This window comes from Ectopseudomonas chengduensis, from assembly GCF_900102635.1.
Lineage (GTDB): Bacteria > Pseudomonadota > Gammaproteobacteria > Pseudomonadales > Pseudomonadaceae > Aquipseudomonas > Aquipseudomonas chengduensis.
In genome coordinates this window covers 256,546-273,925 of the sequence record NZ_FMZQ01000005.1, presented here as the reverse complement: position 1 = coordinate 273,925, position 17,380 = coordinate 256,546, and the positions used below count along the sequence as shown (strand labels likewise).

Annotated in this window: 23 protein-coding genes and 1 pseudogene; 11 read left to right on the top strand and 13 right to left on the bottom strand. The window is 63.3% G+C overall.

The annotated features are described in order from the left end of the window. Nucleotides 1-217: pseudogene (locus BLS08_RS11020) on the bottom strand (IS4 family transposase); the annotation flags it as partial. A gap of 165 nt (nucleotides 218-382) precedes the next feature. On the opposite strand from BLS08_RS11020, the gene BLS08_RS11015 reads away from it, so the two are divergent. The 5 genes from BLS08_RS11015 to BLS08_RS10995 are packed head-to-tail and all read left to right on the top strand — an operon-like array spanning nucleotide 383 to nucleotide 2,135. Next, a complete protein-coding gene (locus tag BLS08_RS11015; protein WP_017679248.1) occupies nucleotides 383-619 on the top strand; it encodes a helix-hairpin-helix domain-containing protein in 237 nt (78 codons plus the stop codon). 32 nt (nucleotides 620-651) lie between these two features. Further along, complete coding sequence (locus tag BLS08_RS11010; protein WP_017679247.1) at nucleotides 652-1,014, top strand: VOC family protein; 363 nt, start codon at nucleotides 652-654, stop codon at nucleotides 1,012-1,014. A 47-nt stretch (nucleotides 1,015-1,061) separates the two neighbouring features. Continuing rightward, nucleotides 1,062-1,202 (top strand): hypothetical protein, encoded by a 141-nt coding sequence (locus BLS08_RS11005; protein WP_017679246.1) that lies wholly within the window; start codon nucleotides 1,062-1,064, stop codon nucleotides 1,200-1,202. A gap of 23 nt (nucleotides 1,203-1,225) precedes the next feature. Then, entirely contained in the window at nucleotides 1,226-1,762 is a 537-nt protein-coding gene (locus BLS08_RS11000; RefSeq protein ID WP_017679245.1) for a DinB family protein, read from the top strand. 22 nt (nucleotides 1,763-1,784) lie between these two features. Then, a complete protein-coding gene (locus BLS08_RS10995) occupies nucleotides 1,785-2,135 on the top strand; it encodes a hypothetical protein (RefSeq protein ID WP_017679244.1) in 351 nt (116 codons plus the stop codon). Nucleotides 2,136-2,366: 231 nt separating this feature from the next. Here the strand turns inward: BLS08_RS10995 and BLS08_RS10990 are convergent, their stop codons facing one another. From BLS08_RS10990 to BLS08_RS10970, 5 genes are all read right to left on the bottom strand, one after another. Further along, nucleotides 2,367-3,074, bottom strand: a complete 708-nt coding sequence (locus tag BLS08_RS10990) for a type 1 glutamine amidotransferase (protein WP_017679243.1) — start codon at nucleotides 3,072-3,074, stop codon at nucleotides 2,367-2,369. 119 nt (nucleotides 3,075-3,193) lie between these two features. After that, nucleotides 3,194-3,538 (bottom strand): ribonuclease E inhibitor RraB, encoded by a 345-nt coding sequence (locus BLS08_RS10985; protein ID WP_017679242.1) that lies wholly within the window; start codon nucleotides 3,536-3,538, stop codon nucleotides 3,194-3,196. 318 nt (nucleotides 3,539-3,856) lie between these two features. Then, nucleotides 3,857-4,618, bottom strand: a complete 762-nt coding sequence (locus BLS08_RS10980; protein WP_017679241.1) for an SDR family oxidoreductase — start codon at nucleotides 4,616-4,618, stop codon at nucleotides 3,857-3,859. Next, a complete protein-coding gene (locus BLS08_RS10975; protein ID WP_055986264.1) occupies nucleotides 4,618-5,547 on the bottom strand; it encodes an alpha/beta hydrolase in 930 nt (309 codons plus the stop codon). The genes BLS08_RS10980 and BLS08_RS10975 overlap by 1 nt, the downstream gene beginning before the upstream one ends. Beyond that, a complete protein-coding gene (locus BLS08_RS10970) occupies nucleotides 5,531-7,006 on the bottom strand; it encodes a flavin-containing monooxygenase (protein ID WP_026088794.1) in 1,476 nt (491 codons plus the stop codon). Before BLS08_RS10970 ends, BLS08_RS10975 begins: the two co-directional genes overlap by 17 nt. A gap of 98 nt (nucleotides 7,007-7,104) precedes the next feature. Between BLS08_RS10970 and BLS08_RS10965 the strand changes: the two genes are divergently transcribed. The 3 genes from BLS08_RS10965 to BLS08_RS10955 all read left to right on the top strand — a co-directional run bounded on the left by BLS08_RS10965 (nucleotide 7,105) and on the right by BLS08_RS10955 (nucleotide 9,675). Next, nucleotides 7,105-8,124: an AraC family transcriptional regulator gene (locus BLS08_RS10965; protein WP_017679238.1), complete on the top strand. Its 1,020-nt coding sequence runs from the start codon at nucleotides 7,105-7,107 to the stop codon at nucleotides 8,122-8,124. Between the two features lie 171 nt (nucleotides 8,125-8,295). Then, nucleotides 8,296-9,174, top strand: coding sequence for a DNA-3-methyladenine glycosylase family protein (locus tag BLS08_RS10960; RefSeq protein WP_017679237.1), 879 nt, complete (start codon nucleotides 8,296-8,298; stop codon nucleotides 9,172-9,174). A gap of 3 nt (nucleotides 9,175-9,177) precedes the next feature. Beyond that, nucleotides 9,178-9,675, top strand: a complete 498-nt coding sequence (locus BLS08_RS10955) for a methylated-DNA--[protein]-cysteine S-methyltransferase (RefSeq protein WP_017679236.1) — start codon at nucleotides 9,178-9,180, stop codon at nucleotides 9,673-9,675. 1 nt (nucleotide 9,676) lies between these two features. Here the strand turns inward: BLS08_RS10955 and BLS08_RS10950 are convergent, their stop codons facing one another. From BLS08_RS10950 to aroC, 5 genes are all read right to left on the bottom strand, one after another. Then, nucleotides 9,677-10,234, bottom strand: a complete 558-nt coding sequence (locus BLS08_RS10950) for a histidine phosphatase family protein (protein ID WP_017679235.1) — start codon at nucleotides 10,232-10,234, stop codon at nucleotides 9,677-9,679. Further along, the gene (locus tag BLS08_RS10945) at nucleotides 10,231-10,422 is read right to left on the bottom strand and encodes a PLDc N-terminal domain-containing protein (protein ID WP_003460883.1); all 192 of its coding nucleotides are present in this window, start codon (nucleotides 10,420-10,422) and stop codon (nucleotides 10,231-10,233) included. Before BLS08_RS10945 ends, BLS08_RS10950 begins: the two co-directional genes overlap by 4 nt. A gap of 61 nt (nucleotides 10,423-10,483) precedes the next feature. Further along, entirely contained in the window at nucleotides 10,484-11,023 is a 540-nt protein-coding gene (locus BLS08_RS10940; protein WP_017679234.1) for an acireductone dioxygenase, read from the bottom strand. Nucleotides 11,024-11,039: 16 nt separating this feature from the next. Beyond that, nucleotides 11,040-12,200 carry an MFS transporter gene (locus BLS08_RS10935; protein WP_017679233.1) on the bottom strand — a complete coding sequence of 387 codons (1,161 nt, stop codon included), beginning with the start codon at nucleotides 12,198-12,200 and terminating at the stop codon, nucleotides 11,040-11,042. Next, nucleotides 12,197-13,288 carry a chorismate synthase gene (gene aroC, locus BLS08_RS10930; RefSeq protein ID WP_017679232.1) on the bottom strand — a complete coding sequence of 364 codons (1,092 nt, stop codon included), beginning with the start codon at nucleotides 13,286-13,288 and terminating at the stop codon, nucleotides 12,197-12,199. Before aroC ends, BLS08_RS10935 begins: the two co-directional genes overlap by 4 nt. A gap of 124 nt (nucleotides 13,289-13,412) precedes the next feature. Between aroC and BLS08_RS10925 the strand changes: the two genes are divergently transcribed. After that, nucleotides 13,413-14,405 (top strand): alpha/beta hydrolase, encoded by a 993-nt coding sequence (locus tag BLS08_RS10925; RefSeq protein ID WP_051037345.1) that lies wholly within the window; start codon nucleotides 13,413-13,415, stop codon nucleotides 14,403-14,405. Nucleotides 14,406-14,441: 36 nt separating this feature from the next. After that, the gene (locus BLS08_RS10920; RefSeq protein ID WP_017679230.1) at nucleotides 14,442-15,242 is read left to right on the top strand and encodes a hypothetical protein; all 801 of its coding nucleotides are present in this window, start codon (nucleotides 14,442-14,444) and stop codon (nucleotides 15,240-15,242) included. A 215-nt stretch (nucleotides 15,243-15,457) separates the two neighbouring features. Here BLS08_RS10920 and prmB read toward each other — a convergent pair whose 3' ends face one another. Together prmB and BLS08_RS26705 are read right to left on the bottom strand one after the other, a co-directional pair. Continuing rightward, nucleotides 15,458-16,378: a 50S ribosomal protein L3 N(5)-glutamine methyltransferase gene (gene prmB / locus BLS08_RS10915; RefSeq protein WP_055986267.1), complete on the bottom strand. Its 921-nt coding sequence runs from the start codon at nucleotides 16,376-16,378 to the stop codon at nucleotides 15,458-15,460. 78 nt (nucleotides 16,379-16,456) lie between these two features. Then, a complete protein-coding gene (locus BLS08_RS26705) occupies nucleotides 16,457-16,585 on the bottom strand; it encodes a hypothetical protein (RefSeq protein ID WP_017679228.1) in 129 nt (42 codons plus the stop codon). Nucleotides 16,586-16,740: 155 nt separating this feature from the next. Between BLS08_RS26705 and BLS08_RS10910 the strand changes: the two genes are divergently transcribed. Further along, nucleotides 16,741-17,337: a cysteine hydrolase family protein gene (locus tag BLS08_RS10910; protein ID WP_017679227.1), complete on the top strand. Its 597-nt coding sequence runs from the start codon at nucleotides 16,741-16,743 to the stop codon at nucleotides 17,335-17,337. The last annotated feature ends 43 nt before the right edge of the window (nucleotides 17,338-17,380 follow it).

The window sequence follows — 17,380 nt, the reverse complement described above, 5'->3', positions numbered from 1 at the left end:
CAGTGACCATTTGCGTCTCAGTCGACGCCTGATTGAGTACGCGATAGAACTGATCGAGTTCGGTTTGCAGGGCCGTGCGCGGCTGATTGAGCAGGAACAGGACGAGGTTCTTGAAGGTGAGCTGGCGTCGGCGGGTAAAGTCTTGAGGATTCTGGCGGTGGGCGGCGATGAAGGCGGGACAATCGAGCGGGCTGGTTATTTTTTGTACAATTTTCAAGCCAGGGTTTGGCTGGCGGTGTCAAGCGATGCGGTATAGGTAGTCAAAAGGGCTTCTCCCATGCACTGATTTGAGCGCTAATTATATGATATTTATGGATAATTTCCAAAGTTGATGACATTGGGCTAAAGCCCGCCCCTTAACCAAAGCGTGCTAACAATCCCTATGCCCTTCCCAACCGATGAACACCAAGCCCTTCTGAACGTTAAAGGCGTAGGCCCGACCGTCGTACAGCGACTCGAACAGATCGGCATAAACTCCTTGCAGGAATTGGCCAAAGCCAGCGTCGGCGATATCGTCACCGCAGTAGCCGGTCAGCTGGGCTCGACCTGCTGGAAGAACAGCCCACAAGCACGTGCTGCTATCCAGGCCGCCATCGATCTGGCCAAATCACGTCAGTAACCCCTCTCTCTTTTACCGCCAAGGAATCCGGCATGCCTGCTCACGAGAAGATCAATTACGTCGAATATCCCACCCGCGATCTGCCGGCTACCAAAGCCTTCTTCCAGACCGTTTTCAGCTGGCGATTCACGGACTACGGTCCCGATTACGCCGCCTTCGCCGACGAAGGCCTGGATGGTGGTTTCTTCAGCGCCGAGATGTCCGCGCGCAGCGACAACGGCAGCGCGCTGATCGTGTTCTATAGCGCACAACTGGAAGACACCCTGACCAAGGTCGAGGCTGCCGGTGGGGAAATCGTCAAACCGATCTTTTCTTTCCCTGGAGGCAGACGCTTTCACTTCGTCGAGCCGGGCGGCAATGAATTTGCCGTATGGTCGGAGCCGGACGGTCAATAGTCGTACCCCGAATCCGTAGCCCCCTGCTACAAACAACCGTCGCGCCCATGCAGGCGGCACAAAATGGCGAAGGACAGTCGATTCCACTGCACGATGTCGCCGCTCTGGTTCGAACACGGCCGAGCCTGTCCGATGCCAGTTATGTGCGTGAACTGGTGCTACCGGCCGTTGCCGATGAGCGTTTCTGAAAGAACAAGAACAGGTATTGGCCATGCAGAGAATCGACCATATCCGCCTGATGGCGCGCTACAACAGCTGGATGAACGAACGGCTCTACACAGCTGCTTCCACTCTGTCCGACGAAGCGCTGAGTGCCGAGCGCGGTGCGTTCTTCGGCTCGATCCTCGGCACGCTCAACCATCTGCTGGTGGCTGACCGTATCTGGCTGGGGCGCTACACCGCGCATCCGGCAAACTTTCAAGCATTGCAGGCGCTCGCAAAGCTGGAAATGCCGACACGCCTGGATCAGCCGATGGCGGCAGATATCCGCGAACTGGCTGCGCTACGCAAGCAGCTGGACAGTTGCATCGAAGCCCTGGCCGCCGAGATGGGCGAAGAACATCTGGACCAGCCGCTGAGCTACCGCAACATGAAGGGTGTGGCCGCGCAAAAGCACTTCTTCGCCCTGCTGATACACCTGTTCAACCACCAGACGCATCACCGCGGGCAGGCCACGACGCTACTAACCCAAGCGGGTGCGGATGTCGGGGTGACCGATCTGCTGATGCTGATCCCTGACGGGCCATGAAATTGAACAAGTGCCCCAGCAAATGATGCGAGCACTCAAGTATTTGCTGATCACCCTCGGCGCAGTTCTATGCTCCGCTCTTGTGATTGCAGTGGCGTTTTTGCTGGTGAGCATTGCCTCCACGGATACGGATGCCACTTATGAACTCAGAGGCCGCTACAAACCATCCACGGACGGCAAAACCTACCTGGTGATTGAACACGATAACGGTGGTGGCTGTGGAGCGTTCTCGGTAGACGACGAACGCTGGCCTCACCAGCTTCACGAGGCCGGGGAGACAATGCCCGGGATGCGCACGATCAAGTGCGGTGGGGAGATCGATATCGAGATCAAACCCGGCAACATCTACTACTTCAATTATTGGGGCCCGTAGGAGCTGGAAACACCGGCGCTCACGCGCTTTAGAGCCTGGCGCTGCAAAGGCTTCGCCCCGGGGCGGGGCTCCTACCGCATGGCGTTCAATAACCCTTGTAGGCGCCGCGCCTCGCGGCGAATAGGCTCTCGCGTGACGGCGATGTATCGGTTAACCGCACGACGATGCCATATTTCCAGACGATGAGAGATCTCCTGCCACAGAGTTATTGTTACCCGCTCTTTTGGGACGTCAAAGCCCAGCCAGTTTCAGCCAGTGCGCGTAGAAACCCTCGGCCACCTGATTCAGTAACCTGACCTTCTCGCTTAGGCCTTCGCGCATCTCGGCGATGCTCTGCTGGCTGGGCTGGCTGGCATCGAGCAGATGCGCCCAGTCGTCGAGCCAGAGCTCGATCAACCCCTCAGTCATTTCCGGATGCCCTTGCAGCGCCAGCACCTTGTCACCCCAGGCAAAAGCCTGGTTATCGCACCACTGGCTACTCAACAGAGGCTGGGCGCCGTCAGGCAGCGAGAAGGTGTCGCCATGCCACTGAAAAATGCTGAACGCTGCAGGCAAATGCGCCAGCCAGGGGCTATCGACAGCTTCTGCGCGACGTTGCATGCGCTGCCAACCCGCTTCGGTGTAGGCCATACGGCGGATGCTCGCACCCAGTGCCTTGGCCAGCAGTTGGCCGCCCAGGCAGTGACCGATGATGGGAATGTCGCGTGCGATAAAGCGCTGCAACGCTGCCACTTCATCGGCGATCCAGGGCAACGGGTCATTGACGCTCATCGGCCCGCCCATCACGGCGACCGCCTTGGGCCGCTCCAGGTCGTAACCGTGCAGCTCGCCCAGGTCGACGCGCAGCACGTCGAAACCACAGCCACGCGCCTGCAGCACCTGCGCCAGATGGGCTGGCGGGCAATAATCGATATGCGTCAGGATCAGAACATCGGCCATGACTACCTCCGCCGCGCAGTCTGCGCGAGAAGGATTGGCAAGTCGAGGTGGGCTGGGAGTTGAAGCCATCGGCCGAACAGCCGGCCGATGGTCTGAGCTGATGGACGCCGCTGCAGTCCCTAACGCATGGCTGACGCTTTCACCTCCTGGGTAACGCCCCAGCCATCCATCTTGCCGCCCAGCGGGACGACGATGGACTCCAGGTCATGTTCGAACTCGCCGATACCGGCATGGGTGGCATACATCACTTTGCTGATTTGCAGGTGCCAGATGCCGTCCTCACGGGCGGATATCTGAGCGTTGAGCGACTCGCCGCGAAAGTTTCTGGCCGCCGTTCTGGCCCGTTCTTCGTCGGGAAAGATGGCGTAGAACTCGATCGGGTGAAACTGGGCGAAGTCGAATCCCCCTTCTTTCATCCGACGCAGCACCGACGTGCTGGAGTCTTCGTGGAAGGCTGTGCTCATAAACGACCCCCTCTCAGGCTATGGATGGATTAACCGCTTTCCCAATGCGACCGTCCTGCGGACGGTGTCGCGACTCCTACCGGAAACCTCTGAAAACGCCCTGCGTTTACAGAAGCACCCAAGTGGCGCCGCCCCGAGAATCGAGCAGATGCTCGATGTGTCTACTGCAAGCGTATCGACGACTGCCCGGCAGAACACCGAACTGAAACCGTCTCCCGTAGAGTAGCTGCTACGAGAGAGATTCGCGCTATACAGAAAGCCTTTGTGACAAAACCGGCGACCAGCGGCAATTGGCCAGCCTGAACGCCTCGCCCGAACTCATGGGCGACTGAGCCAGCCCATCAGCAACCTGTTGATCCAGCCCGGCGTGATCTGCCCTAGGGTGAACAGCAGCCCGAACTGCAGCCCTACCGGGCGATGCACAGTGCTGGCGTGGGCCTGCTTCCAGGCCGCTTCGGCGATCTGCTCGGCCGCCAGACGCACGCCCAGGCGACGCATCACCGGTGGACGCTGCGCCTGACTGCGAACCATCGGCGTGTCGACGAATGGCGGCATCAGGTCACCCACGCGGATGCCGTGTTCACGCCACTCCAGCTCCAGCGCCTCGGTAAGCCCACGCACGGCGAACTTGCTGGCCGAGTAGCTGGCCAGCTGTGGCACGCCATAGAGCGCCGAGGCCGAGCCCATATTGATCACTTGCGCCTCTGGCGTGACTTTGAGATAGGGATAGGCCGCATGGCAAAGATTGAGCACGCCGAGCACATTGATCTCTACCAGGCGTGCATGCTGCTCCAGCTCGATATCGGCGAAGGCGCCGGTGCGCAGAATGCCTGCGCCGTTGAACAACAGGCGCAACTGGCCGCCACTCTGCGCGCAGAAGTCAGCAAGCGCGGCGTTTACCGCCGCAGCATCGACCACATCCAGCTGCGCATGCCAGGCGCCGCCCAGCTCGGCGGCCAAGGCTGCCAGCGCCTTTTCATCGACGTCGAGCAACCCGACGCGCCAGCCCTGCGCGTGAAACAGCCGCGCGGTGGCGGCGCCAATGCCCGAGGCGGCGCCGCTGATGAGAATGTTGTTCATCACACACCCCGCTCACGGAGAAAGGCCGCCACACGGGCGATGGCGTAATCCGCCGCACGCAACATGCCGACATGCGCCTGGAACACGTGCCACAACCCCGGATAACGCTCCAGGCGCACGTTCACCCCTGCCGCCTTGGCGCGCTCGGCCAGGCGCAGGCTGTCATTTAGCAGCAACTCGTCTTCGCCCACCTGGATCAGCGTCGGCGGCAAGCGGCTGAGGTCGGCGAACAGCGGCGATAGGCCCGGATCGTTGCGCGGCAGGTCGGCCGGGCAATACAGCTGCGCAGCCTGTTCGACCCAGCTGGGGTGGAGCAGCGGATCGCCGGCCGGCGGCTCGTGCATCTGCTCGCCGGTGAAGTCGGTGACCGGCGAAAAGCACACCAGGGCGGCGGGCGTCGGCAGGCCGAGTTCGATAATGCGCAGGCAGCCGACCAAACTCAGGTTGCCGCCAGCCGAGTCGCCGCCAATGGCGATCTGTTCGGGCCTATAGCCGGCCTCCAACAATGCCTGGTAAGCCGCCACCACATCATCGCGCGCCGCCGGATAAGGATGCTCCGGCGCCAGGCGGTAATCCAGCGCGCAGACCTGCAGAGCAGCGCGCTTGGCCAGGCTGGCGCAGATGCCACGGTGCGTGTCCGGCCCACCGATCATGAAGGCGCCACCGTGCAGATAGAGCAGCACGCTACTGCTACTGACAGGCGGCCGGTGCCATTCGCACGGGCGCCCGGCCAGGGTATCGGCGCTGCGCGTTACGCCACGCGGCGTCAGGGTGATGGTGGTGAGTGCACGCAGCACACGACGCTGCCCAGCCACCGGCATCGGTGGCCGTACCAGGCCGCGGAAGAACAGACGCAGAAAGCCGCGCAACAGGCCGCGCAGCAGCATCTGCTCGGCGGCTGGGGCTTTGAAGTCAGCGGACGCAGTCATAGTCGGCAAGCTCCGGAGTACGGGTCATGAGGCGATAGGTGAAGGTGAACCCCGGCCAGTTGTTGGTGTGCTTGCCGGTAGCGGTCTTGTACCAGCTGTCGCAGCCCTGTTCCCATATCGTTCGATGAGTCGCCTGCTGCAGCTCGGCGTTGTAACTGCGCTGCACCGTCGGGCGCAGGTCGAGATAGCGTAGCCCCTGTTCGCGCAGCGCCTGCAGGCAGCCCATTACGTAGGCGTACTGGCTCTCGAGCATATAGAGAATGGAGTTGTGGCCGAGGTTGGTGTTCGGCCCGTAGAGCAGGAACAGGTTGGGAAAACCGCTGACGCTGATGCCCTTGTAGGCCTCGGCACCCTCCTTCCAGGCCTGATTCAGCTCCAGTCCATCGAGGCCGCGAATGCGCATCGGCGCGAGGAAATCGGTGGCGGTGAAACCGGTGCCGTAGATCAGCACATCGCAGGGGTGCTCACGACCATCGGCCGTCACCAGCGACTGCTCGCGCACCTCACGAATCGCCGAGTCGACGATCTCGACATTGGCCTGCGCCAGCGCCGGGAAGTAGTCGTTGCTGATCAGGATACGCTTGCAACCCATGGGGTAGTTCGGTTGCAACCGCTCACGCTTGCCGGCATCGGGCATCTGCCGCTGCAGGTGACGGGTGAAGCTGTGGCGGAACAGGCGCATCAGCCAGGGGAAGCGGATAAAGGCCAGCGCCCGGCCCTCGTGATGTAGGTATTGCAGGAGGCGGTCGGCGCGTTGCAGCAGGGGCAAACGCTGTTTTAGAGCAATCTCCCAGGGTCGATAGGCACGATCCGGCTTGGCCAGCACATAGGCAGCCGAACGCTGGAACAGGCTCAGGCTGGCTACCTTCGGCTGGATCTGCGGCACGAACTGGATCGCCGAAGCGCCGGTGCCGATTACCGCCACGCGCTTGCCGGTCAGATCCAGATCATGGCGCCAGCGCGCCGAGTGAAAAGCCTCGCCGCGAAAATGCGCCAGGCCGGGCAGTTTCGGGTAGGCCGGCCGATTGAGCTGGCCGCAGGCACTGACCAGCGCCTGCGTCTCGACCACTTCGCCCCCTGCCAGCTCGACGCGCCAGATACCGCGCGCGGCATCGAACTCGGCGCCGAGCACTTCGCTGTTCAGACGGATGTGCGGGCGTAGCCGGTGTTTCTCCACGCACTGCAGGATATAGGCGTGGATCTCCGCCTGCGGCGCGAACTTGCGCGACCAGTCGTGCTTGGGCTCGAAGGAAAAGGAATACAGGTGCGAGGGCACATCGCAGGCGGCGCCCGGATAGCTGTTGTCGCGCCAGGTACCGCCTACCTCGCCGGCCTTTTCCAGCAACAGGAAGTCGTCCTCGCCGGCCTTGCGCAACTGCATGGCCAGGCCCAGACCGGCAAAGCCGCTGCCGATGATCAACACGCGCCAGGGCGCGTTCGTACGGGGGTTGTTATTCATTGTGATGACCCGTGTATGACGATGAACCGATGCTACTTGCGCCCCCGCGTCCAGGTTATGGCATAGTCGGCCAGGATATTGTGATTTTCGGACAATCTATGTCAGCGCCCTGGCCCGCACGCCGCAGCATCACCAGCATTCAGTTGCTCACCCAGCTGGGGCTCGATCTGGGCCTGAGCCTGGACAGGTGCCTGCATGAAACGGGGCTCAGCCCGTTGCAGTTGGCCAGCCTGAACGGGGAGATCGAAGCGCAGCGTGAGCTGCAGCTGATCGCCAACCTGGTCGAGGCACTACCCGCAGTCGAAGATCTTGGCCTGCAGGCCGGCCGGCGCTACCACCTGACCACCTATGGCGCCTGGGGTTACGCCATTCTCAGCAGCGCCACGGTACGCCAGGCCGCCGAGCTGGGCCTGCGCTATCACGGCCTGACCTATGCCTTCACCCGCATCAGCCTGAGCGTGGATGACGCCATCGCCAGCCTGAATTTCGACGACAGCGCCCTGCCCCCGGCGCTGCATGATTTCATCGTGCAGCGCGACATGCTCGGTGCCCTGGTGGTCGTGCGTGAGCTGCTGGGCAGCACGCTGCAATTGCTGACCGTGGAGCTGCGCCAGCCTGCACCGGCTGACGTTTCACCCTTTATCGCCGCCTTCGGCCAGGTGCCACGCTTCGGCGCGGCGCACAATCGCCTGGGTTTTGCCGCTGATTTGCTGGACAACCCACTGCCACGAGCCAACCCGCAACTGGTCAGCGCCTGTGAACAGCAATGCCAGACGTTGCTGGCGCGCCATCAATGGCATCAGGGCCTGGCCGGGCGGGTGCGCCAACTTCTGTTGCAGTCGCCGGGACAGATCGCCGATATGGAACAGGTCGCAGAGCGCCTGCACCTGAGCAGCCGCACCCTGCGCCGGCGCCTGATCGAAGAAGGCACGAGCTTCCGTGCCCTGCAGGACGAAGTGCGCCAGGCGCTGGCCGTAGAGCTGCTGGCCGCCGGCGGTCTGAGTCTGGAAGAGATTGCCGAGCGCCTGGGCTATGGCGAGCTGTCGAACTTCATCCACGCCTTCAAGCGCTGGAAAGGCGTAACGCCGGGGCGTTATCAACGGGGCATGATGGTGTAACCAATGGTTTTGGTGGACTGTTCGCTGCGCTCCTGAGTACACCCTACGAGCTACGATTGGCCGGCTTTACGATCCATCGGAGTCACGTCCATGCAGCCTTCGCGGGCCTCCCGAAATTTGAAAGTCATCTTCACGCTGACAACTCGCCGACTGCGAGCTAGGGTGCCAGCCATGAATATCATCACGCTGCTTCTGCCCTACCAACCGCCCTGGGACTGGCAACAGTTCCACAGCCATTTCGCCCTGCGCGCGATTCCTGGGCTGGAGTCACTGAGCGCGGACAGCTACTGCCGCGGCTTCAGCATCGACGGCACACCCGGCTGGTTTCGGGTTGCCCCGCTGCCAGGGCAGAACGCGCTGGAACTGCGCTGCCGCCAGGCCTCGCCCGCACATCTCGATCAACTCGAACAGCGCGTGCGGCGCATGTTCGATCTCGACAGCGAGCCCGAGGCGATTGCCCTGCACCTGAGCACTGATGAACTGCTCGCGCCGCTGCTGCAGCGCAATCCCGGCCTGCGCCTGCCGGTGGCGTTCGATCCGTTCGAACAGGCGGTGCGCGCCATCGTCGGCCAGCAGGTCACGGTCAAGGCGGCGGTCACCATAGTCGGGCGCCTGGTGCAACGTGTCGGCGCACGGATCGAGACACCGGAAACGCTGGGCATCAGCCATCTGTTCCCCTCAGCACAGGCACTTGCCGAGGCCGACCTGAGCGGCATCGGTATGCCCGGCAAACGCGTGCAGTGCCTGCAGCATTTCGCCGCGCGCATTGCCGATGGCAGCCTGGCACTGCATCTGGCCGACGGCAGTGCAGCACTGATCGAGCAGCTATGCGCACTGCCAGGCATTGGCCCGTGGACAGCGGAGTACATCGCCCTGCGCGCGTTCGGTGAGGCCGACGCCTTTCCCGCCAGCGACCTGGGTTTGCTCAAGGCGCCGGTATGGGGAACGGAAGGTATCGATGCGCGCCGCCTAAAAGCACGCGCGGAAGCCTGGCGCCCGTGGCGCGCTTATGCGGCGGCGCATCTCTGGCATAACTATTCGGGAGGCTGAGTCATGCATTACCGCTACCACGACAGCCCCGTCGGTCCGCTGCTGATCGCAGCCGACGACAGCGGCCTGCAACTGCTGTTGATGGAGCTGGACAGCCGGCCCTGGCGCATCGAAGACCATTGGCGGCCCGCTGGCCGTGAGCTGGATGCCGTGTGCAGCCAGCTCGATGAATACTTCGCCGGCAAGCGCCGTCAATTCGAATTGCGCCTGGCGCCGAGGGGCACGGCATTCCAGCAGGCGGTCTGGCAGGCGCTGTTGGCCATTCCCTACGGTCGCACCTGCAGCTATTCGGAGCTGGCCAGTGTCATCGGCAGACCGCAGGCCGTACGCGCGGTGGGAACCGCCAATGGCGCCAACCCCATCTCCATCATCGTGCCCTGCCACCGCGTGATCGGCCGGGACGGCAGCCTGACCGGTTATGCCGGTGGCCTGCCGCGCAAGCAGCAGTTGCTGGAACTTGAAGGCGTGTTGCCGCCAGAGCAGGCGCAACTGGCTTTGTAGCCTAGGGCGCGGGTATGCGCGCCAGAGGCTCAGCACGCGGACGCAGGGGCAAAGCCAGAATCAGCCCTTCGCCCGAAGCGGGAAAGATGCCGGTCAGGGCGGTGATATTGACCTGATGGGAAACCAGCACCAATGGCGCGCCAGCAGGCAGTTGGTTGACCGAGCGAATCAGCTCGGCGGTCTGCTCGGCACCATCCTCGGGCTTGCCGAAGAACGAATCCAGCGCCGCGAATGGTTGTACCGGGCCGCGCTGCATGTTGCTGGCCGTGTCCAGCGCGCGGCACCAGCGACTGCTGAGAAGCCGCGGCTGTTCGATCCCCTGACGCGCGAGCAACTCGCCCCAGCGCCGGGCCTCGGCACGCCCTTGAGCATTGAGGTTGCGCTGGGTTTCGCATTGTCCCAGGCGAAAGTTCGCCGGGTCGCCCGTACCCGGCGCGGTGGCGTGACGCATGAGTATCAGCGCACGACCTTCGCGCAATGCCTGCCAGGCATCGGCGTTATCTGCCGCCACACTGAACAGCGGCAGCAGCACCAGGGCCAGCAGCCACAGGCGAGTCATATTCTGACGTTGCCGCGCGGCCCCATCAGCGCCCAGATGATCAGACCGATCACCGGCAACAGCACGATCAGCAGAATCCATAGAATCTTGATTCCAGTTTCCGCGTTGCTTTTGACCACGTTGATGATGGCCCAGATATCCAGGGCCAGGATGACCAGGCCGAGCAGCCCATTGAAGGTGGAACCCATGACGACACTCCTGTCTGAAAGGTTGCCTGCATAGGATAGTCGTTGATTGGCTGGGGTTCCCTCAGTCCCCCAGGCGCGGAAAACGGCTGGCGATATCGTCGCCCGTCCGCTCTGGCGTCTCGTCGCCAAGGCTCAGACGCACCGCCAGCACGTGCGGTTCTTCACCCAGGTCGAACCAGTGACGAGTGCCAGCCGGCAGCGTCAGCAGGTCGCCACACTCACCCTGCAGCACATACACGTAGCCATCCAGATGCACGCTGAGCTGGGCGAAACCACCCAGGAATAACCAGGTACTGGCGCTAGACTGCACTTGCTCGTCCAGATACCGAGCGCGCAGCTCCAGTTTCTGCGGATGATTGCGCTGCAGGTTGAACAGCTCCTGCTGCACATGCCCTTCCTTGCCCATGAATGCCTGCAGCCACAGACCATAGGCAGCGTCGAACTCGGCCTGCTCGCAACCAGGGCGCAACGCAGCCGGCAATTCCAGCTGGCGATAGTCGATGCCCACCGCAGACAGGGTGCTGGCGATATCGTCGGCGTGGTTGAGAACCTTGTTCGGCAGTTCCGGGGAGGTGTGCAGGTGGACGGCGAGGCTGCTCATGAAGGGTTCACTCGATTCAGGGCCGCTCGAGCGGCAGACGGGTGGCAATAACGAAGGCTGCCAGCAAGGCTACCAGACTGGCGATGGCGAAGGTCCAGGCCGGGCCCAGGCCCTTCCAGCTGTAACCGGCATACAGCGCGCCCAACGCACCACCGATGCCAGCCAGGCTGACATAGAGCGCCTGGGCCTGGCCCTGCTGGCGGTCCGCAAAACTGCGTTGCACGAAGTGGATGCAGGCGGCATGGAACGCGCCAAAGGTGGCGGCGTGCATGCACTGCGCCAGCAACAGAACCGGCAGGTACTGGGGCAGACTGCCCAGCAGCAGCCAGCGCACGGCGGTGATCAGGAAGCTGGCCAGCAGTACCGCGCGCAGTGAGTAGCGCTGCAGCAGGCGCGCCATGACCAGAAACAGCAGGATCTCCGCCACCACCCCCAGCGCCCAGAACAGACCGATGGCGCCACGGCTGTAGCCAACGCCCTCCAGGTGCAGAGTGAGGAAGGTGTAGTACGGACCGTTGCTCAGTTGCATCAGCCCGACGCAAACGTAGAACGCGAGGATGCCGGGGCGGCGCAATTGGCGCACAAAGCCCTCCGACTCCAGCGTGCTCGGACGCAGTACAGGCTGTGCATTGGGCACCCAGAAACTGCTGACGACGATACCGGCCATGATCACCAGCAGCGCCGCCGGATACGCGTCCAGGCTCAGCCACTCGAACAGCAGGCCGAGGCCGACCACGGCGACGATGAAGCCGATGCTGCCCCACAGGCGAATCTGGCTGTAACGCGCCGCCTGCTCGCGCAGATGGGCCAGGGTGATGACCTCGAACTGCGGCAGCACCGCATGCCAGAAGAAGGCGTGAGTGGCCATGATCAGCGCCAGCCAGGCGTAGCTCTGACTGAAGAAGATGCCGGCGAAGCAGACCAGGGTGCACAGCGCGCCGAAACGCACGATCAACAGGCGCTGCCCGGTGTGGTCACCCAGCCAGCCCCACAGGTTCGGTGCCAGACAGCGCATCAGCATGGGAATGGCGATCAGCTCGCCGATCCGAGCCGGAGAAAAGCCCAGATGATCGAAGTACAGCGCCAGAAACGGCGCCGTACCCCCGAGCAGAGCGAAGTAGAAGAAGTAGAAGCCGGACAGCCGCCAGTAAGGCAGTGCCGCGCGCGCCCAGGTCACAGTTGTGGCAGCACCGGTGTGGTGACGCGCACGTCGGCGTTCTGCGCGCGGTGACGCAGCAGGTGATCCATCAGCACGATGGCCATCATCGCCTCGGCGATCGGCGTGGCACGGATGCCCACGCAGGGGTCGTGACGGCCCTTGGTGATCACATCCACCGGGTTGCCATCGACGTCGATGGAGCGCCCCGGCGTGGTGATGCTCGAGGTCGGTTTGAGCGCCAGGTGGGCGATGATCGGCTGGCCGCTGGAGATACCGCCGAGGATGCCGCCGGCGTTGTTGGAGAGGAAACCTTCCGGGGTCAGCTCATCGCGGTGCTCGGTGCCACGTTGGGCAACGCAGGCGAAGCCGGCGCCGATCTCCACGCCCTTGACCGCGTTGATGCTCATCAGTGCATGGGCCAGTTCGGCGTCGAGGCGGTCGAAGATCGGCTCGCCGAGGCCCGGCATGACGCCTTCGGCGACCACGGTGATCTTCGCGCCGACCGAATCCTGGTCGCGACGCAGCTGATCCATGTAGGCCTCGAGCTCCGGCACCTTGTCCGGGTCGGGGCTGAAGAAGGCGTTCTCCTCCACCGAATCCCAGGTCTTGAAGGGAATTTCGATGGGGCCGAGCTGGCTCATGTAGCCACGGATGACGATGCCCTGGCTGGCCAGGAACTTCTTGGCGATGGCGCCGGCCGCCACACGCATGGCAGTTTCGCGCGCCGAGCTGCGGCCGCCGCCACGGTAGTCGCGGATACCGTACTTGTGGTGGTAGGTGTAGTCGGCGTGGGCCGGGCGGAACAGATCCTTGATCGCCGAATAGTCCTTGGACTTCTGGTCGGTGTTGCGGATCAGCAGGCCGATGGAGCAACCGGTGGTCTTGCCCTCGAACACGCCGGAGAGGATTTCCACCTCGTCGTCTTCCTGACGCTGCGTGGTGTGGCGGCTGGTGCCCGGCTTGCGGCGATCGAGGTCGCGCTGCAGGTCTTGCAGAGTAATCTCGACACCAGGCGGGCAACCGTCGACGATGGCGACCAGCGCCGGGCCATGGCTTTCGCCAGCGGTGGTGACGGTGAACAGCTTGCCGTAGGTATTGCCGGACATGGGAAGACGCTCCGCGAAATTCAGCTCAGGCCCGGCGCTGCGCAGGCCCGATTCACAAGGTGGGCGAGTATACCTGCCGATAACTTGCAGTTCACCCCGAACCTTGGCCAGCCGAACGCGTCCAATGCCAGTCTGCCACTACCCAACCCTCATCATGCTACGAGCCCTGCTCTTGTCCCTCACCCTGATCAGCGGCCTGGCCCAGGCCAACACCACCCGACAACTGCCCATCAGCCTCGACACCGACCAGGGCACCCTGTACGGCAGCCTGCTGGTGCCGCAAAGCGACAAGCCGGTGCCGGTGGCGCTGCTGATCGCTGGCTCCGGCCCCACAGACCGCAATGGCAACAACCCTCAAGGCGGCCATAACGATGCACTGAAGAAGCTGGCCCAGGTCTTGGCGCGTAATGGCGTCGCCAGCCTGCGCTATGACAAGCGCGGCGTCGCCGCCAGCCGCGCCGCCACGCCGGACGAAAAGGACCTCAGCGTCGAGCGCTATGTGGCCGATGTCGAAGACTGGGCCAGGCTGCTCAGGGACGATCCGCGTTTTGATCGACTGATTCTCATCGGTCACAGTGAAGGCGCACTAATCGCCAGCCTGGCCGCGCCTGGCAGCCAGGCCGATGCCCTGGTGTCCATTGCCGGCCCCGCCTACCCCATCGGCCAGGTGCTGGACATGCAACTGGCCATGCGCCTGCCGCCGCCGCTCCTGGCCGAGAGCCGGCACATCCTCGCCAACCTGATCCGCGGCAAGCTGCAGCCCGAGGTGCCCAAGGAACTGCAAGCGATCTATCGCCCCAGCGTGCAGCCCTACCTGATCAGCCTGCTGCGCCAGGACCCGGCAGAAAACTTCGCCGCGCTGCAGATTCCCACGCTGATCGTGCAAGGCACCCACGACGCCCAGGTCAGCCCGGACAACGCCGAGGTGCTCAAGCAGGCCAAGCCCGATGCCGAACTGGTGATGATCGCCGGCATGAACCACGTCATGCGCATCACTCCAGCGCCCTGGAACGAACAGCTGGCGTCCTACGACGATCCGCAGCTACCCTTGGCCCGTGCGCTGGGCGAGCGGATCCTCTCCTTCATTCGCTCCAGTGCTGAGGAAAATGGCCGATAACGCATCGAAGGCCACCGGACAGTACACAGGATGCCCATGAGCGAAAACCCAGCCCCGCAGGCACCAGCGCCAGATGCCGAAGCTGCGACAAGCGAAACGCCTGCCGCGCCGCATCCCTGGGCGGACCTGCCAGCCGAGCAATTCAGCCTGCTGCGTCTGGCGCCACTGCCCGTCGACCGGGAAACCGGTCCGCGGCCGTTGCGCTTCGTCCAGCTTGGCCGGGTGGAGCGTCATGGCAAAGACACGAGCCTGCTGCGCCTGACCATCCAGGTGCCCGGCCAGCGTCTGCATCGCCACAACAACCTGCTGGAAGTCTGGGCCGACCATCAGCGCAAGGAGGTTCGCTTCGGCCCGGACAAGGGCCTCAGCGTGGAGCCGGCCAATCGCGGCCTGGGGCGCTTTCTCATGGCCCAGGGCATTGCCTGGGCGCGCAAGCAGTACGCGCACTATCAGGTCGAGGGCGCCGCCCTGCCGACCAAGGACAATTTCAACGACGCCGCCCGCGCCCGCCGTGACCACGCGCTGAAGGCGCAGGGTTTCACCATCGAGTACAGCGACCCGTTGCAACTCAAACCCTTCTACAGCGCACCGCGAGTCAGCTCGCTGCATGGCGACTGGCATGCCGAGAAGGTGCAGATCATCGAGTTGCTGGACGCCGCTGCGATGCTGCAGCAGGCCGACCAGACGCTGCAGGAGCAGGACGTCAAACTGCGCAAGCTGGAAGATCGGCTCGAGCGCCTCAAGCGTGAAGACAGTGGCCTGCGCTTCACCATCACCTGCCTGGTGGCGTTCAGCCTGTTTCAGGCGGGTCTGCTGATCTGGATCGCCACGCGCTGATTCATCGCGGCTGAAGCGGAATGCTGAACGTAGGTTAATGATGCCATTCTCGGCATGGATCGGCGGACTGTTCGCTTCGCTCCTGAGTCCGCCCTACGCCCTTGAGCGGTCGGTGTTCCGATCCGCCCTACGCCCGTCCTGAAGCGAAGTGCCGCCAGCCGCTCCTACGATGGGCGTAGGCGTAGGAGCGGCTTCAGCCGCGAAAAATCATCCGCTTAGCCATTCACCCGCGAACGAAACAGTTCCTGATGCTCGCGACACTGCTTGGCCGCCAGCAGGAACACGCCATGGCCGCCGTGCTGAAAGTCCAGCCAGGTGAAATCCACTTCCGGGTACAGCGCTTCGACATGCACCTGGCTGTTGCCCACTTCGACGATCAGCACGCCACGCTCGGTCAGGTGATCGGCCGCCTCGGCCAGCATGCGTCGCACCAGATCCAGTCCATCATCGCCGCAGGCCAGGCCCATCGCCGGCTCATGCTGGTATTCGGCCGGCATGTCGGCGAAATCCTCGGCGTCGACATAAGGCGGGTTGGAGACGATCAGGTCGAAACGCTGCCCCGGCAATCCGGCGAAACCATCGCCCTGCACGCAGTAGACGCGCTCCTCCAGGCCATGACGCTCGATATTGAGGTTGGCCACCTCCAGTGCGTCGAACGACAAGTCACCCAGCACCACTTCCGCTTCGGGGAATTCGTAGGCGCAGGCGATGCCGATGCAGCCGGAACCGGTGCACAGATCGAGAATGCGCGCCGGTTCGGTTGGCAGCCAGGGGGAGAAATGACGGTCGATCAGCTCGGCGATCGGCGAGCGCGGCACCAGCACGCGTTCATCGACGACGAAGGGCAAACCGCAGAACCAGGCCTCGCCCAACAAGTAGGCGGTGGGTACGCGCTCTTCGATGCGGCGCTTGAGCAGCGTCTGCAGGTGAGCGTGCTCGTCGTCTTCCAGGCGGCAATCGAGATAGGCGTCGGAAATTTCCCAAGGTAGGTGCAGCGCACCGAGCACCAACTGGCGGGCTTCATCCCAGGCATTGTCGGTGCCGTGGCCGAAGAACAGTTGCTCGGCCTGAAAACGACTGACGGCCCAGCGGATGTAATCACGCAGGGTACGTAAACGGGTAGTGAGAGCAGTCACGGGCGGCCTCCGGGTGAAAAGTGCGGAAGTTTAGCCCAGTGCGGGTGGCCAGCGCATGAATGACGGGTTAACGAGTGTTCATGAGCGCTCGCGCTTCTTGCGCAGTGCATCATCATCAGGACGGCGCAGCTCGCGCAGAACGGCGATGGCCACGGCGATCGAGAACAAAAGCCAGAAATGCGGGGAAAACTGCGACAAAAGTGACATGGCAACTCCTTTTGCGTACGACCCTGAGTCCTTCAGGGCAGTTCCGATTCTGCTCCGGCAAAATGCACCGAGCAAGCCTTGGCGCAGATAGAGGTTCACAGAGCGCCCTGGCAAGCGGACAATGGCACATTATCACCATCAGCCAGGAGCCCGAGATGTCCCATCCGCAAACCATGTTCCAGCTCACCGGTCGTGGCCACGCACCGGCCAGCCTGAACAATGCGACCCTGCTGATCATCGATGCCCAGGAAGAGTACCGCAGCGGCGTCCTCGCGCTGCCGGGCCTGGACCCCGCACTGGCAGAGATCGCCAGTCTGCTGGCAGCAGCGCGCAGTGCCGGTGCCGACATCGTTCACGTCAAACACCTCGGCATTCCCGGCGGCCTGCTCGACCCCAGCGGCCCGCGCGGTCGTCACCTGCCGGAAGCAGCCCCGCTGGCGGGCGAGATCGTCGTGGAGAAACGCCTGCCCAACGCCTTCGCTGGTACCGAGCTGCATGACCGCCTGCAGGCGCTCGGCCATCTTGACCTGATCGTCTGCGGCTTCATGACTCATTCCAGCGTCAGCACCACCGTGCGCGCAGCCAAGGACTACGGGTATCGCTGTACCCTGGTCGATGCTGCCTGCGCTACCCGCGACCTGCCTGCACCGGATGGCAGCGTGATAGCCGCCGCCGAGGTGCACCGCATCGAGATGATCGCCTTGGGCGACAATTTCGCCACCTTGGTACCGCACGCCAAATCGCTGGTGTGAAACCCGTAGCAGTATCGCCAGCGCTGCGGAACCCGGACGCGAC